We start from the raw sequence: 15,641 nt of genomic DNA on the forward strand, positions 1-15,641 counted from the left end.
TAACGCCCCTCATTGTTGTACTTACTTAAACCTTAGCACATTCATCATGTTAAGACGTTACAACATTTTAAGTGTAATAGGGAGGGTCACAGTGTCTGAAGCTAATGAAATACTTGAAATTCTCAAAAAGGCTGAAAAGAAAAATGCCCAACCGAGCCGCACTAAAAAAACAGAAATTTTAAAATCTAAAAAAAAGTTAACTAAAAGAGAACAGCAGATTTTGGATATCGAATTTTCTATTAGAATGCCAGATAACTATACGCTTGTTAATACCCCTGAACTACTTGAGCGGCTAGTGAAATATTATAAAGCATATAAAAAGATGTATCAAGGCGATGCTTTTGTCTATTTAGATACTGAGACTTATGGACTAAACAACTGGCGGGACTCTTTAATATCCATTTCTATCGGTTTTGAATCAGAACAATATTTTAACATACCTATGCGCAAATTTCTACATAATATGTCGAAGGATGTCGAAACTCTGCCTTTTGATGTTGTATCCAACGCGCTGAGACCATTGTTAGAAGCTGATTATATGATTGTAATGGCAAACGGGAAATTTGATATTCACGTACTCAAAAATTGGGCAAATATTGACATTACCTTTAATATTCATTGGGATATTATGATAATGGGTGGGTTGTTAAACGAAAACAAACCAAAAGGTTTGAAGGAATGGTACAACTCATACACCCTCCCTTGGCTAATTGAGCAAGGTAAAATGAGTCGTGACGAACTCAGTCGGCCAACCTTCAAGTTTGGTAGCATGTTCGACAAAATCCCATATGATAGTATACCTCACAGTATTGCCAATTATTATGCTTGCCATGACGTGTTCATGACACATTGGGTGTTCAGATATCAAAAATTCATTATAGAAAATCCTTCTTTTGGACTATATCGTGTTTACAAATTGTTCAGAGAAGTTGAGATGCCATTGGTGGCAATTTTCGCCACTGCAGAACGGCGAGGTGTAGAACTTGATTCTAAGTTTCTCAAAGACATTATAGGTAGAGTTCTTCAAGAAAAGTTGGATGAACTTAAGAAAGATATCTTCAGTGTCTTAGGCAGAACGATTACCCTCACCAAATCAAGAACACGTCAGCGACAGGGTATTAAGTTCAAGGAAGAATATGAGATCGTTGAAGAATTTAATCTTGCTTCTCCCGCGCATCTAGCAATTAAGTTATACGTGGAGCACGAGATACTTGAGCCTGAGATGGTTTACGTCAAAGAACTCAAGCGTAAAGTACCTACGCAATCAACAAGCAAGAAGGTACTGACAAGGAATAAGAATGTCCTGGTCACTGTAAACGACAAGGCTCATAAAATAGTAGATTATATTCTGGAATATCGAGGTCTTTCCAAGCTGATTGATGCTTTTTGCAATAAACTTCCTAATGACACAGTGGAAGGTATTATACACTGTTCCTACAATCAAATGGTTCGTACCGGGCGTGTATCCTGTTCAGCACCGAATCTGCAACAGATTCCATCAAAGTTCGACCTTATACGATATGCATTCCGTGCATCTGCTGGTCGCTTGCTAGTTTCTGCCGACTTTTCACAACAAGAACTTCGCTGGTTAGCTATCTTTTCTCAGGAGCAAACCCTCATTGATATATTTAAGTTGGATTTGGATATGCACAGTCGGGTAACGTGCCAGATTCACGGATTTGATTACGATATGTTTGAGATGATTCGAAGTTACAAGGGTGAGTCCGAAAAAGAAACTTCTAATAAAATAGAGGAAATAAATGCGAAATATTATGGTTCTCAAGAACTTCTCTTCGCAATGACCTATCTTAATAGTAAGGAAAAAGGGGCGAACGCTTCCACTGTGGGGGGTTCAAGCCAAACGATTGAATACCTTGCTGGATTATTTGAACTGCTCCGTAAGAAAACTAAATCCGTAGTGTTCGGTAACAACTATGCCGAATTTAAACTCCTCTCATATCGGTGAAATCTAAGTGGCTGTCGAGAGACGCTCCATACGGCAATACCGAGCTAAAACTCGCTAGGTTAGTAGTGAATGATGGTGTAGAGACTTATCATAGGTCGCCTGACCACTAGTGGTCAAATCAATCGAATCTATGTAATGGGGAGAACAGTTATCTCTTAGATAGGATCAACCTAAGGCATTGCTCTTTACTGAAGATGCTAAATTTATCCAATATGTTTGAATTTATGGGAAATGTAAGATTACAAGGTGTCTCGAATCGCTTTGGTACTTACAGTAAATTGTGTTGAAGCATGAGGGAACTTGTTAGTATTGATCTCAGGCGGTAAAGGCTTTTCGAAAAGCACTTTAGGTTCATAGAGAACTGAGAGCGGTTAACTATCTCAAAACTAATCATCGCGAGATTGACCGCCGTAGTTTTATAACTGTTAAGGGATAGTCCACTCCCATAGAAATATGGGGATACGAAATGGTAGTTTACGGTATTACTGAGTTAGGGCTAAGTGAGCAAATTGGTTCTAGTAAAGAGGAGGCTAAGCAACTAATTGAAGGCTTTAAATCCTCCATGCCCAACTATCTTATGTGGGAAGCAACAACTCACAAGGAAGTAATGGAGAAGGGGTTCATAGAGACTGTTCTCGGACGTAAACGTAGATTTGGTGAGACCATTGCCGAAGCTAAACAAGAGGACATCTGGAAGAAGTCAGGATGGCATTGGAAGATTGAAAAATGCAAACGTCAGTCCTGCAATGCCAAGATTCAGGGTTCATCTGCTGACCAAACCAAGAAGGCAATGGTTGATCTATTTTACCCGACCCGTCTTGACGGAACGAAGTGTTTAGACCGCCGTGAGTGGTTACGTGAAGGCTATATGTCTCAGCTTGAGAAGGACGACCTTCACCTTGTTCTTCAGGTGCATGACGAGTTGATTTTTGATGTCCCAGAGACAGTTGACCCTGCAGCGCTCAAAGCGATCACGGACACTATGGCGAATGTCATCCCCAATGACGTAGGCGTTAAGTTCAAATCAGATATTGAAGTAAGCCCTTATTGGGGTGGTAATTTCTCCAAAGAACAAATCCGTCTCATGACTGAAGGCCTGTTGGACTGGAAGGATATATTCAAGGAAGAGGTGAATAAGAAACTTTCTAAGTTCGGCTTTGACTACAAAGTTGGAATTTTTGCTGATGGAGACTTAGATGATGAGAATGATAGTGAAGAAAACACTTAATACGATTCTTTTTGTTTTTTTGAAAGTTAGTTACTTATAATGTGTTTAGCTGATTAAAAGGGAGTGATTTTTATGCCATCCGTAGGCATTCGAATATGGGGAAATTCCCACCTCGCCCCTCAACGTGAGGTGGAATCTGGAGTGAATGACATAATCGTTATCAACGTCAACGGTACAGACTACACAATTGTCCTTGATGCAGGAAGTTATATATCAAGCCATGAGCATGTAACCTCTAGCTTTGTACAGCATGTGAACGACAAATTGATCGAGGTAGGCTGTCCTGTTATTGCAAAGGTAGGAGGTATTCATGATGACCAGCCACGTACAGTGCTGTTATTTGAGACATCTGAATCATCCGAGAGAGTGACAATGTCTATTGAGGGGCCAGGTGCAGTAGAGTTTATCGGTGATGCACCATACCAGACAGTACCAGCTGTTGAAGAAACCCAGATTGACGGTCTACCTTCTAAAGTTGCAGCACGTGGTACCGGCATGATTTCCCTCACAGGAGAAATTGGGGTATCTTAATCTCCCTAAACAGTAAAGTAATTTTGATAATTCATAGTAGATAATTAGTAAGTCAAAGACCTCTAAGGGGTCTTTTTTCATTGCCGCACCCTTTCGGGCTAGTGGGTTGACTACTAGAGTGTATGCCAAACAAGCAACTGATAGGAGATGATCCCATGACAACAGGAAAATCCCACTCCAAGAACGTATATCCCAACGAAGTCAAGCCTTGAAATCACTTCCATTAGCAAGTGCGTGGAGCGACTATTAGAAAGAGGGTAACAATATGAAGATGACAACACAACAATACGCAGAAATCATCGCAGGTAAGGTTGCTCATACTGCAAAAAACATTGCAAAGAACAGTGGTCGTAAGGAAGAAGCAGATTCCGATGTAGCTGCCGCAATGATTGTAACGTTCGCAGAAGAGATGATGGAAGTCATCCGAAAGAGTACACCCCATACACCAAACCCCTTATCTAAAACCTTCGTGAAGCTGAAACGGTTTCTGCGAGGTGTTGGGTAATGTTTGAGCGGTACTTAGTTGGCGGACGACTTGACCCACCCTACTTTCCGACGAAACCAAGCCCTCACTTTGTAGGTAGGGAAATCATAATTCCAGCTAAAGCGAACGGGGATAGAACTGTCAAGGATACCTTTACAATGTCACATGACCTGGAGTTCTATGCGGTATCCATCCGAACCAATTCGAACAACGTCGAAGACTACTGGAATCTGATGATAGATGGCAATTTTGTTGCTAAGAACATCCACTGTAAAAACTACGAGGAGGGATTATATTTTCAGGTGGCACATCCTGTGGCGGCAGGTAAAGAGTTCCTCTTTGAGTACCATACACCTCAAGGAGACAGAAGAAATTTTGAGTTAATGTTTCACTTTCTTACTGAGCATAACGTTGATTTGGTACTCACTGAAACAACAGATTTGGGAAATTACCCTGATCCTTCCGAAGAGCCAGTAGATGACCAGCAGCCACCGGATACGCCTGAAGATGGTATACAGCTTCCCATTACGTGGAAACCGTTTATTTCCGTCGTAGATGCATACAAATGGACACAGAACCTTGGCGTTTCGGTAAACTTCGCAAACAAACTTGATGCAGCAAACTATGTGACTGAAGCCTTGGCGCTTTTACTGAACACATGCGATGGCTTTAAAGAGATGATTCAGAAGCACAAGCTAACTATTAACATAGAGAATGGAAACGGAGCTAATGGTTACTTTGATCCTGCTTCTGGAAAGGTAGTCATAAGCAAGACGTATGACTACACTAACGCCGCCACAATTGCTCAAATGGAGTACAGCACAGGGCAGAAGTCTTCACCCGACAAGCTGCGCACAATCATTCATGAGATTGGGCACTGGCTTCATTATCACAATATCGGATCACAGCAGTTCTTTCAATATTCAGCACTTGACCCTGATAACTACGGCGTGAAGACAATACTATCAAACGCTCAATCATCTTACATAGCAAACAACCTGTGTAACTACGCTACCAAGTGGTTTCCTATTGAGTTTGTCCCTGAGACATTCACTGCCAAAATAACCGGAGTCCCCATTGATGCTAAAATATGGGAGTGGTACGAGCAATACGGTGGATACAAATGTATGGGATGGTAGATATCTATCAATAAAATTGCAAGTTTTTATGAATGTATTAAATAAAAGCAACATAAGGGGGCTATGCTTAATGGACATTACAGTTCCTTGCGTATTCTGTAAACACTTCAATCGGGACGAACGTGCAAGAATGACTTGTGCTGCATTCCCTAACGGGATTCCCAAGGACATTCAAGAAGTAAAAGTGATTCATACTTACCAATACCCTGCCGACAATGGGGTTCAATATGAAGCGTTAAGTGATAATCAAGACTATTTCAAATATTTTAAGGGAGTGACTCGATTATAAATGTATGAGCAATTGCATTCCTTATCATTTAGATAAACCTACCACCCAACGTAATGAATTTATGAAAACTACAGCTAATTATAGAAGAATCGAAGACGAGTTTAAGATTTTGCAACTCTAACTAACCATATATCGACCACTATAATGAGGTGATCTGAATGATAGGCTTCTTAAACAAGTGCCCTCATTGTGGGGCACGTTCTTCTTTTACACCTGAAGAAATGGAATGCGATAAGGCACTAGTTCTGTGGTGTAACAACTGCGGTAACTTCATAAATCAAACCTTGACTATCGAAACTGTTCTCAGGTGGTGGCTTCGCTACAATGAAGGGGAGGAAACAATAGTCCCTCCAGTCAGCAGGAAAAATCTTCAGAAACTCATAAATATTGAGCAGATGCTTAACGAAGAAGGCGAGTGGATGGAAAGTATAGAGATACACATTAAAGACTTCAGAGAGTACCATTATACAGAAGTAGAGGGTGAAAACCATGAAGGTTCAGGTAACGGCTAAGTTCTTCCTTGATAATGGGGAAGTTAAGCGAGTCGATTGGTTTGAGATTGATCCTAAGTTGATAGGTAAGATTGTAGAGAATGGTGTTGACAAGCCTATTGAAATTATTCTCAAGTCGGCAAAGGACGTACAGGATGAATACAAAAAGATATTCCGCAGGCTTCATCGCCAGGGAGAGATGTTCATTGTTGAGAACATCAACGGAGAGTTAGCAGGTGTACCTTTTACCAAGGTGACCTACTGGACATTAAAAGCGAGAGAGGTTACAAAGAATGTAACCGAGTCTACTAATAGAGCGAGTGTCTGATATACCTTGAGAAAATCTGAGTACTAACCTCTCACTTCTACCATTGCTAGCTAACCTGAGATATTTGAACTGGAGAGACTGGGTAACTTATACACTACTACGGTCATCTCTCCCTCGTACAACCTTCAATCGTGACTGCCACTTTTAATCGCTAATGGATAATACAAGGGCGTATCTGTCACTGGCAACTGTTCCGCACAGATACTAGTGCACCGAAGGCAGGAAGGTGAATGTAGGTTGCATAATTAGATGAGAGTCGTGGGGTCACAGACGTATTTAGATATTATAATTGACAATATCAGACCTTCTAATAGTTGCTCGTTGACTATCTGGAAGGTCTATTTCATGATGTAAGAGTTCCTGAAACAAGGGAGAATGAGTCTAAAAGGGCATGAAAATAAAATGTACGTAAGAGACCTATGGGTCTCTTTTTTTTGACTGGAAATTCTCATCGCACCCCTCAATGGGGATACCCCGACTACTGAAGTATAAGCAGTTGAACTACACTGCTGAGGGCTCTGTATGATTAAAAAGAACATATCTTATCATATAGATATTCCGGTCACCTTAGAGGGGAGGAAAAGTGAACAGATAAAAAAATAACGGTATACTAAGTATAAAATGAAGAAATATCATTATCAGTTAAAATTATGCAAAGTTGATTAATAACATGGCTGAACAATGAGCAGACTTGATAATTCAACTTTGCAAATGACGAAGTAAACTAGAACTTAGTGAAAACTCATTCCTATCGCGACTATTAGAGTGATCGAAGTACTTTATCCAGTGAAAAATGATTAGAATTCTATTAAACCTAAATAAAGCCAGTAACACGACATTATCAACAAATGATGGGATAGCTTTAACCTCACATTACTAGGAGGATCAAAATGGCAAGCACTTATGTCTACACTCTCGGAGTCATAGTAGAGCAAGTCGAGCAGATTGAGAGATCTATTAAGAATATGGAGCAAACTATGCGTCATGTATCGCCTGCCACTGTGGATGTAATTCGCAGTAACAAGTCTCAACTTGAAGAATTGCTTGAACGCATCATGAATGCTGATGTGACCTCCACATTTAGTTTACAAGCTTATATCGAAGTCAACAAACAGTGCCTGCAGGACTGTTTCTCTGCTGACTACACAAACCGTCTCAGCACAATTGGGAGGACGAGAAGACAATGAAAATCAAATTCCGTGATGTATATGAAATCCTGCAGAACAATCGGAAGGCTGTTTTGGATATGGGTCTTGATGTGACAAATGTTCTTGATGGTGAAGGTAAATGCTTAATTTCAGATGAACTAGATGTGCTGAAAGAAAGTTACGCAGACCTGTACAATTCAGACATTAAATTGAACGAGAATATTGACGCTATTAGGGCTAAAGCTAACTCTTGTTATAAGTGTTTAGACCTTAGTTGATAGGTAAACATCAGAATGTTTTTGATCAATAAATATATACCTATTACATCCAGAGTTTCTAAAACTAGTGACGAATAGCACTGTGTCAGCTTGGGATAAAAAATAAGCGGCTTATTTTACTAAGAATGGCGTGATATGGATGAAAATTGACAATAGAATAGTCGAGGGGCTTCGATTAAAAGATGTGCCCGAAAACAAAACGAAAGAGATACACTTCTACGCTAACGGGAAGAGTATTTTTCTGAGTTCCATTACTGAAGAGAAATTGATTAACGAGGAACAGTTGGATATGTTCCAGCACTGGATTGAAGAGACTACTCTTAACCTGCCGACTTACCAGACATTGTTAGAAATTCTTGAAACAGAAGGTAATGTGGTCTAATGATAGAGAGCTCGTGAGCTCGTCCATTTTCACAAGAGCACTGTGTTTGCAAGCGGAACGTGCCAGTGACATTATCTTGGTACTAACTATGTTAACTTGTTCCAAGCACTAATGTGTGGCTTGCTGAAAAATATGGAGTTCTCCATATGGATAACCGTCTAAGTCCCCTATCTATATATTGCAGCTATCGTAGCAACTATGAATGGATCAAGAAGTAGTTAATTAACCGTGCAGGAGTAAGCTAAAAAGTTAAGGAGGCATGCCTATGTTTCCAGAAGTGGACGACTTCATAGAAATTGATAGTGAAGGACACCCCCATAACGGTCTTATTGGCAGAGTTGTCAAACTCGCCCCGAATAGGGTTACTTTCAATCTGTATGGTAAGGAAGTTTCTATTGCGGAGCGTTTTGTCAAAGTAAAAGCAAAACTAGGAACACGGGCACATATCTTACTGAGTCGGAAGTCTATGCACTGGGAACTGGATTCTCTGGATTTCATAGGCTTATATGTTCTTATGGACATTGCTTTATGGATGCGAGACTACGAGTGGTGTAGAGATATTCAACAACGGATGGCTAAGGTGGGCTAAGGTGGGCTAAGCGCCCACCTTTTTTCACACCTTATTGTAAGCATGTCACGACCATAATAGGGAAGACAAAAGAAGGAAGGAGACAAGGTTTGAAATCAAATGGCATGGTTGTTGGCAAAATGACCGTCAGCAGTTACTTTTATTTAGCACATTAAACCGGACGAAGAGAAGTTAAAATTCATCCAAGCTACTCCATGATTCATCTTAGACAATTTAGCTCACCTTTTCTTTATTCTATTTCTTCAGTCAGAGGCTTTGCATCTAAGGATTTCTATTATTCAATTATAGACTTCTTTTGGAAAATACTTGTAGAAAAAAAGGATGAAAATTGTTAAATGAAGAAAATTAAGTTGACAGTGGCATTAGCCATGACGATTACTGCTTGCTCCCCGCATGAGAAAACATCGGATTTCTATTATAATCCGATCCCCCAAGTTTCTGTGTCAGAAAGTGTGTTTAACGTTAGACACCTCTTGTCGATAGAGACGAATAAAAAAGAGCCAATCCCACTGATTGCAAAAGCTGTACTCGAAGCAAAACCAGTACCTAAAATGACAGCTGCTGCAGATAAACCGAAAATTAAGCCTAAATCTACTGCTGTCGTTACAAAGTCTTCCACTGTGCAAAAGAACATAGTGAACCATCTTCTCAAGTACAAGGTAAACAAATCAGACTCTACTAAGTTTGCCACTCTTATCGTACAGAATAGCAAGACTTACGGTGTCGATCCTTATACTATACTAGCAATTATTCAAGTTGAAACGGGGGCGACATTCGACCCTAACCTTGTCAGTACTCACGGTAGCGTAGGCTTGCTACAGGTGCTCCCCTCCACACAGAAATATATGAATATATCGGGGAGTCTCAAAAAACCTTCAATCAACATCAAAATTGGCACTAAGTACCTTGCCTATACTCAAAAGAGATTCGGCGATGAATTGGGAATCGTTGCTTATAATCAAGGCGAGGGGAACGTTAAACGAGGGACGTATAACACTAAGTATTTGACCAAAGTTAATAAAGCATTGGCAAAAATCAAAAAGTAGTTGCACAGGATCATGTTTCAGGACAACAAGGTTATGAAACTCAAAACAGCACAGGAAAGACTTAGAGTCAGCAAGAAAGTCTATCTGCTGAAAGCCTCCAAGCAATATTAGTTAAACTACAAAGACATGATAGGGTAAATAAAATCGAAACTGAAACGGCATGGGGAACCCCCCCCTGCCGTTTTTTTATGTAAAAACAAGGACGTCCATAGCATAAATGAAGCGAAGTGAAAATTCGTTTAAAACTCAGATATCTGGATGTAACTCTGTAAATGGGGTGGAGCAAGGTTTCTACAAAAAACGGTTTTTCTGTCACTGTTGGACAAAATCAGAAACTGTTGCTCCTTCATGGAAATAAGTCGTTGGTTAGCTTTTCAAGTTTTCGTCTTTTTTGAGATGAGCTCAGCGCTTCAACTTAATTATATTGGCCCCAAGAGGGGTCTTTTCTATTTGTTCACACCTCCTGATAGGGTTAGCGCGACTACTAAGAGTATGCAGGAAATAATTTTGTTTGACACAGGAAGGGGACCAGAAAATGAGTATTTCACACCTCTGATGTAACGATAACAAGTTGGCAGAACTTCAAGAACTTAATGTAGGCCTTTAAAGTAGGTCCTCAAGACCAAGGAACAAAGTTGCAAAATCACAGCAGATGTGACGTCAGCGGACTTCTCAAAAGTAATACAAAAAAGACAGAAATTTCGAGGTGAATTAGATAGTGCCGAGTCCCAACTACCTACAGCTCAGGGATAAAGAGATGAAGGATATGCATAATATGGTTCTCTTGAAGGCGTGTAAAGAGAACAGAGAACTCATGGGAGACTTCTTGAATGCTAATCGAGACTTTATCTTCTCTATTATCAAGCACTACAAGGGGAGTATCCTAGAACTTAAAACGAAGTTCCGAATCACAGAAGACGAACTATACCAACATGCTTGCATAGGCATTCTGACTGCTATCAAGGATTTTGATTTTGAACGAGGCATTAAGTTCACAACATTCGTTGTGCGCCCCATCCTCTGGGAAATCAATCAGCTTCTTTATAGTGATTCTCAGTCTGTAAGGTTGAGCAGGGGGGCGGTTGACCTCATTAAGCAAATGGTCGGGATTGAGGATGCTCTAGGGTATCGCCCCGCTGAAGAAGAAATGTCAGCTCTACTTAATGTGTCAATTGAGCGCTATCGCGAGATTGCCATGTTCAGCGATGGCCTTGAGCATTATGACGGGATTGATAATTTTGAATTCGTCAACAAGGATGAGAAAATCCTTGAAGAAGATGTGGCCAATCGTCTTTATGTAGAGCAACTACTGGATGACCCTATATTTAATGAATTCGAAAAGAAGGTCATGCGCCTGCTCTTGAGCGATACAAGTAACAACAATGCACAGATTGCTGAACAACTGAACGTATACCCCATGACCATTAGCCGTACTCTCGCACGAATCCGCAGCAAAACTGTGAACAGAGAGTTGAAGGAAGAGGAAACTAAGAGCTCTTCCAAGTATGAACGGGAGATTGAACTTATCGCTCAGGCAACAAAGGAGCGTAATGAGAACTTGTGCATCAATAAAATTACAGAACTACTTGAGGTGTGTGGGTATGACACCAACGCCTACACAACCAGAGTGCTTTATTACATCCGTCAGAAAGCTAATCAACAAAGTGCTTAAATAACTCGCACTTTTTAATAAGGATGCGGGGATCAATATAGTATATAGAAATCAAACTAAACAAGGGCGTTTGGATCATAATATCTTAAAATGTATCTTTATTAAAATCACTCTGAATTCCCTTCTTACGGCGAAAATCTTGAACAGCTGCCAGCGGATGAGACAACAGTCGAATTATCAATTAATCATAAAAAATCATAAAAAATTTAGCTAGAGAAATCATCGTATTGGATGTTGATGAAATAGACAACAAAATTTGTATGTTAAGGAGGGGCGACAAGCCCCTGATACTATATAAGAAAGAGTGATGAGATGAAAGCGCGAACTCATCATAACCAAAACATCCTTTTGAAAAGAGACTTACGATAACTTCCCATCAATCAGTTCTATATATTACACTATGCATTCTAAATGAAGGGAGCACTATAAGTGGATACCAACTACTATCAAAACTGGAACATAGACCCTTATGACAAGCACCTTACATATTACAAATGAAAATCACCCTATACTACAACAATGAATGCGGTCATTGCCGACGTTTCCATAAGACCATAGACGATATAGCCTCGGAACGTCCGCACATTGATGTCTCTAAAGTCGAATATGTGCCCTCTATACACACAGATGTGATATTCATACCAACTATGATCGTCAGCCACGGAGGTAGGGAATTAGGGCGCTTCAGCAGTGCTCTAGAGAAGAAAACTATCAGCATATGGTTAGATCAACTCGATGAATACATTAAAACTCACTTGTATTCCAATGATATATAAAACTCTTTGAGTATTTTATCTTATCACGTAGTCCAGGACAGCTCTAAACGACCATTAAATTTCATCCTAAATCAAGTCTTAAATCAAGTCCTAGTATGTTAATTAAGACCCTTCGGGGTCCTTTTTAGGTTGATAACGTAGAAAGGTAATCTATGCCAGTTTGGACGATCACAGCATAATTTTTTATTCATAATAAAGAGGAACAGTGTCAACAATGTACACGTGAGTCAACGTCTCAGCGGTTCCATTGTTTTATCACTCTTCCTTGTAGTTTTATGAGTCTCTTTGCTCGAATGCCATCCGCCTATTCATGATTTCCATCAAAAATATACCTAGCAGCTAGAACTAACATCAGACGTTTTTGATTCGACTTTTTGTAAGAAACACCCATTGTATTGTGCATGATTGACATGTACTTCTGGTTTACATCATCTATATGAAAGGAGCTAAATATTATTAGAGTTTCCACTTCTATGACAAATCAATCTTCCGCTAGCTTTTACCCCGATTTTTGGGCTCCCTCCTCCAAAAGGGTAAATAGTAATAGTGTATCCCGCTGACATAACTTTGCTTTCTCACATTATTTCTGCCCACTCGGTTCTAGTCTTATTATATTCATTTCTCTTCTGCCCCTTACATTCCAATTAGTCGTTCTACTCCTATAAAAAGATGTGTCTAGTACGTACAAAAGTTCAATTGTGTACAAATCAACTTATATTGGTACTAGAGGTGGTCATATGAAATGCGATTGCGGACGCTTCATCACGCAGAATGCCAAGGCTTTAGCCTCTATCTATGAGACGGATGGTGGCAAGTGTATTCACTGTTTGTCAGAGACCCTGAGTGTTCCTTATCAAGAATTAGTAGATAGGTATATGGGAATCTACGAGTGCCGTCCTTGCGCTCAAGATAAGAAAAAAGAGGAATTAAGAAGGAAATTACTTGGATTAGGGGGTTAGGACATACTGGTTTGAATCGTGAAGCGGATTGTAAGCCTTGTATGGGCAGATAAAATCCTGAATACTGCCGAGTATGGTAAAGGTTGTGGAGAGTGAAAAAGTCTCTCCCATCCTAAACTAGCCCTGCGCTTTACGGTAAGAAGAAAAATAAAGGGATTGATTTAAAATGGACTTTTTAATCAAGTGTATTAAGTGTGAATTCAGGTACGTTACTGATAAAGCAAGGGAGAACTTTGCGGCTGAAGGACTGGAAGGAGAATCCATGCTTTGTCTACACTGTATCGGGGAAATTACAGGGAAAGTCTTGAACCGATACAGCTACTTGGTCTTGCCCGAAGAGCTAGAAGATTCGAATCAACGGATGCAAGTTCTACCTAAAACGCCCACTGGCTGTAGACCGTGTATGAAGAAGAGAGGGTTATCATCATGAAAACGGAACGTATTTACTTGAGAACTACTCCTAAAAATAAAAAATATTTACAAAAAGTAGCTAAAAATTATTTTAAAGGAAATCTGTCTGCTGTTTTCGAGTACATGATTGAACATCTCGATATACATATGGATTGATTACTCTTAACTGTGTTTCACATTCACAAAAAATTGTTAGAGCGGGCATAAGGTTAAACGGTCTGCTTTCAGGGAGAGTGAAGTAATGGAGACAAACATCGGGAGATTAATTGCATTTGTTGGATCAGTAAGGAGCGGTAAGACAAAAAAACTAATTGACCTTTACGAAGAAATGATGGGCGACGGTGTCAAAGTCGCTGTGTTCAAGCCGTTTATTTCGAGTGAGAGAGAGGGTGATGAGTTTGTCCGTTCTAGAGAAGGTGATAAAGCTCCTGCGAGGGCTGTTAAATATCTGTCTGAAATCCCATCTATAGTCGAATCGGAGCGTCTAGAGGCAATACTAGTAGATGAGACACAGTTATTTAATCAAGAGGAAGATGGCTTCATAATTCTTGAGGGACTGGCTATGGGAGGACTTGAAGTTTACTTGTTTAGTCTCGATGTTGACTCCGAAAACAACACATTCAGGTATATAGGGGATATTCTTGCTCATGCTGATGAAGTTCATAAACTCCGTACATCATGTATAAAGTGTGGAGAGGAAGCAAGGGTTAGCAAATTCGTGGGCATAGTCAAGTCCGACGTCATACCATATGGTGAGCCGGATGATTATGCTCCTTATTGCCGTTTCTGTTACCACGGATGGAATGATCGGTTGGAAGAGCTCCGTAAGACAGCACAGATCACTGTCGGGGGGAACGGCTTCTTTTTTACTTGCGATATCGAAATTGAGCGAATCATGGAAATAGGCTACGACATTGAGACTCTTGAAGATAACTTGCGGACAGTTGACAAAATATTAGAATTCATTTCAAAGCTGAAAAAAGCAGATTGATTTTATTTCTAAGCATAAATGATGTATCCCTATGTTCTAACCATGTAATCCAAATAGGGACATTAGGAATCGTGAAGTGTAAGTTTTACATTTTAGGATCTCCACCTATTTAAATGTTTTTTTGAAATGTAAATTTTACACTCAATAAAGATTAAAAGATTACAAGATTAAAAGATTAAAAGATAAATAATATATTAAATTAATAAATATTGCGAAAGTCATTACAGACCAATTCTCCCAGTACAACTCAAATATTTTTAAACTAGCATGAACCTAAGTTTGTTAGTCTGTTTTTAAATAACCATATAATCAAAGCTGAGTCATATAAAGTGAACTTCAGTAAAAAATATTCCTTTGACGATCTGATGTCGATACCCTGTTAACTCAGCACTAACTACAAGGCGGATAGGGGCTACATCCCCCACCTTTTTTATTATCACAATAATACCATTTTGAGAGGAGTTTTCTTACATGGCAGGACCAACTGGGACGCACAAGAAAGAATTAAAAGTCGCTGAAGCACACTTAGAGACAAGGGAAAGAAGCAAGTCGAAGGCGACTGATGATGTAAATGTAGAGGATGTGGAGGGGGATGTGGTAGCCGAGTTAACCCAACAACTTACTATGTTCGGACAGTTCATTTATAACGCTCAGGAAAAAGATACCATCCTGATTGTCGAGAACTTGGGTTATGGCGATATTTACGTAAGTGACAAGCATAATCCTCGAGTAGGCAATGAAGATCAACGTCTAATTTTCAAGGAGCAAAAGGCATTCAAAGCTGGAAAGCTGTTTATGATTTCGGCAAGCTATCCCATAGTATCCGTTATTGAGATCAAGTAAAAAGAGTATAGGGCCAGTCTACTTCAATCATGGGTTATTACAGATGCGAGGGAGAGCATCCCCGGCTGATGTTGATATTGTTGGACACCT

18 protein-coding genes are annotated in these 15,641 nt (G+C 39.8%); all 18 read left to right on the forward strand.

The window, feature by feature from the left end:
* The first annotated feature begins 91 nt into the window (after positions 1-91).
* The 18 genes from PAHA3_RS10020 (at position 92) to PAHA3_RS10105 (ending at position 15,551) form a co-directional block, all read left to right on the forward strand.
* The gene (locus PAHA3_RS10020) at positions 92-1,966 is read left to right on the forward strand and encodes a DNA polymerase (RefSeq protein ID WP_062834604.1); all 1,875 of its coding nucleotides are present in this window, start codon (positions 92-94) and stop codon (positions 1,964-1,966) included.
* Positions 1,967-2,432: 466 nt separating this feature from the next.
* Positions 2,433-3,194, forward strand: a complete 762-nt coding sequence (locus PAHA3_RS10025) for a DNA polymerase (protein ID WP_082762767.1) — start codon at positions 2,433-2,435, stop codon at positions 3,192-3,194.
* 141 nt (positions 3,195-3,335) lie between these two features.
* Complete coding sequence (locus tag PAHA3_RS10030) at positions 3,336-3,725, forward strand: hypothetical protein (protein ID WP_153028190.1); 390 nt, start codon at positions 3,336-3,338, stop codon at positions 3,723-3,725.
* A gap of 265 nt (positions 3,726-3,990) precedes the next feature.
* On the forward strand, positions 3,991-4,230 hold the full coding sequence (locus tag PAHA3_RS10035) for a hypothetical protein (protein WP_062834606.1): 240 nt from the start codon (positions 3,991-3,993) through the stop codon (positions 4,228-4,230).
* Positions 4,230-5,348, forward strand: a complete 1,119-nt coding sequence (locus PAHA3_RS10040) for a hypothetical protein (protein WP_062834607.1) — start codon at positions 4,230-4,232, stop codon at positions 5,346-5,348. The genes PAHA3_RS10035 and PAHA3_RS10040 overlap by 1 nt, the downstream gene beginning before the upstream one ends.
* Positions 5,349-5,418: 70 nt before the next feature.
* Positions 5,419-5,637, forward strand: a complete 219-nt coding sequence (locus PAHA3_RS10045) for a hypothetical protein (RefSeq protein WP_062834608.1) — start codon at positions 5,419-5,421, stop codon at positions 5,635-5,637.
* 158 nt (positions 5,638-5,795) lie between these two features.
* Positions 5,796-6,149 (forward strand): hypothetical protein, encoded by a 354-nt coding sequence (locus PAHA3_RS10050; protein ID WP_047843106.1) that lies wholly within the window; start codon positions 5,796-5,798, stop codon positions 6,147-6,149.
* A complete protein-coding gene (locus tag PAHA3_RS10055; RefSeq protein WP_062834609.1) occupies positions 6,127-6,456 on the forward strand; it encodes a hypothetical protein in 330 nt (109 codons plus the stop codon). The genes PAHA3_RS10050 and PAHA3_RS10055 overlap by 23 nt, the downstream gene beginning before the upstream one ends.
* An 890-nt stretch (positions 6,457-7,346) precedes the next feature.
* Positions 7,347-7,643 carry a hypothetical protein gene (locus PAHA3_RS10060; RefSeq protein WP_062834610.1) on the forward strand — a complete coding sequence of 99 codons (297 nt, stop codon included), beginning with the start codon at positions 7,347-7,349 and terminating at the stop codon, positions 7,641-7,643.
* A complete protein-coding gene (locus PAHA3_RS31280; RefSeq protein WP_062834611.1) occupies positions 7,640-7,882 on the forward strand; it encodes a hypothetical protein in 243 nt (80 codons plus the stop codon). The genes PAHA3_RS10060 and PAHA3_RS31280 overlap by 4 nt, the downstream gene beginning before the upstream one ends.
* 139 nt (positions 7,883-8,021) lie before the next feature.
* A complete protein-coding gene (locus PAHA3_RS10070) occupies positions 8,022-8,264 on the forward strand; it encodes a hypothetical protein (RefSeq protein ID WP_062834612.1) in 243 nt (80 codons plus the stop codon).
* A gap of 265 nt (positions 8,265-8,529) precedes the next feature.
* Positions 8,530-8,853, forward strand: a complete 324-nt coding sequence (locus PAHA3_RS10075; protein ID WP_062834613.1) for a hypothetical protein — start codon at positions 8,530-8,532, stop codon at positions 8,851-8,853.
* Positions 8,854-9,188: 335 nt separating this feature from the next.
* A complete protein-coding gene (locus PAHA3_RS10080) occupies positions 9,189-9,899 on the forward strand; it encodes a lytic transglycosylase domain-containing protein (protein WP_062834614.1) in 711 nt (236 codons plus the stop codon).
* 718 nt (positions 9,900-10,617) lie between these two features.
* On the forward strand, positions 10,618-11,571 hold the full coding sequence (locus PAHA3_RS10085) for a sigma-70 family RNA polymerase sigma factor (RefSeq protein WP_062834615.1): 954 nt from the start codon (positions 10,618-10,620) through the stop codon (positions 11,569-11,571).
* A gap of 494 nt (positions 11,572-12,065) precedes the next feature.
* A complete protein-coding gene (locus tag PAHA3_RS31205; RefSeq protein ID WP_082762768.1) occupies positions 12,066-12,347 on the forward strand; it encodes a thioredoxin family protein in 282 nt (93 codons plus the stop codon).
* A gap of 1,385 nt (positions 12,348-13,732) precedes the next feature.
* Positions 13,733-13,873: a hypothetical protein gene (locus PAHA3_RS30400; RefSeq protein ID WP_167350869.1), complete on the forward strand. Its 141-nt coding sequence runs from the start codon at positions 13,733-13,735 to the stop codon at positions 13,871-13,873.
* 85 nt (positions 13,874-13,958) lie between these two features.
* Positions 13,959-14,708: a hypothetical protein gene (locus PAHA3_RS10100; protein ID WP_062834618.1), complete on the forward strand. Its 750-nt coding sequence runs from the start codon at positions 13,959-13,961 to the stop codon at positions 14,706-14,708.
* A 471-nt stretch (positions 14,709-15,179) separates the two neighbouring features.
* Entirely contained in the window at positions 15,180-15,551 is a 372-nt protein-coding gene (locus PAHA3_RS10105) for a hypothetical protein (protein ID WP_062834619.1), read from the forward strand.
* The last annotated feature ends 90 nt before the right edge of the window (positions 15,552-15,641 follow it).

It is taken from the genome of Paenibacillus amylolyticus (assembly GCF_001570725.1).
Classification (GTDB): Bacteria; Bacillota; Bacilli; order Paenibacillales; family Paenibacillaceae; genus Paenibacillus; species Paenibacillus amylolyticus_A.

Coding starts and splice junctions, on each gene's coding strand:
- PAHA3_RS10025 (WP_082762767.1), top strand. CDS start 2,433: ATGGTAGTTTACGGTATTACTGAGTTAGGGCTAAGTGAGCAAATTGGT.
- PAHA3_RS10035 (WP_062834606.1), top strand. CDS start 3,991: ATGAAGATGACAACACAACAATACGCAGAAATCATCGCAGGTAAGGTT.
- PAHA3_RS10040 (WP_062834607.1), top strand. CDS start 4,230: ATGTTTGAGCGGTACTTAGTTGGCGGACGACTTGACCCACCCTACTTT.
- PAHA3_RS10045 (WP_062834608.1), top strand. CDS start 5,419: ATGGACATTACAGTTCCTTGCGTATTCTGTAAACACTTCAATCGGGAC.
- PAHA3_RS10050 (WP_047843106.1), top strand. CDS start 5,796: ATGATAGGCTTCTTAAACAAGTGCCCTCATTGTGGGGCACGTTCTTCT.
- PAHA3_RS10055 (WP_062834609.1), top strand. CDS start 6,127: ATGAAGGTTCAGGTAACGGCTAAGTTCTTCCTTGATAATGGGGAAGTT.
- PAHA3_RS10060 (WP_062834610.1), top strand. CDS start 7,347: ATGGCAAGCACTTATGTCTACACTCTCGGAGTCATAGTAGAGCAAGTC.
- PAHA3_RS31280 (WP_062834611.1), top strand. CDS start 7,640: ATGAAAATCAAATTCCGTGATGTATATGAAATCCTGCAGAACAATCGG.
- PAHA3_RS10070 (WP_062834612.1), top strand. CDS start 8,022: ATGAAAATTGACAATAGAATAGTCGAGGGGCTTCGATTAAAAGATGTG.
- PAHA3_RS10075 (WP_062834613.1), top strand. CDS start 8,530: ATGTTTCCAGAAGTGGACGACTTCATAGAAATTGATAGTGAAGGACAC.
- PAHA3_RS10080 (WP_062834614.1), top strand. CDS start 9,189: ATGAAGAAAATTAAGTTGACAGTGGCATTAGCCATGACGATTACTGCT.
- PAHA3_RS31205 (WP_082762768.1), top strand. CDS start 12,066: ATGAAAATCACCCTATACTACAACAATGAATGCGGTCATTGCCGACGT.
- PAHA3_RS30400 (WP_167350869.1), top strand. CDS start 13,733: ATGAAAACGGAACGTATTTACTTGAGAACTACTCCTAAAAATAAAAAA.
- PAHA3_RS10100 (WP_062834618.1), top strand. CDS start 13,959: ATGGAGACAAACATCGGGAGATTAATTGCATTTGTTGGATCAGTAAGG.
- PAHA3_RS10105 (WP_062834619.1), top strand. CDS start 15,180: ATGGCAGGACCAACTGGGACGCACAAGAAAGAATTAAAAGTCGCTGAA.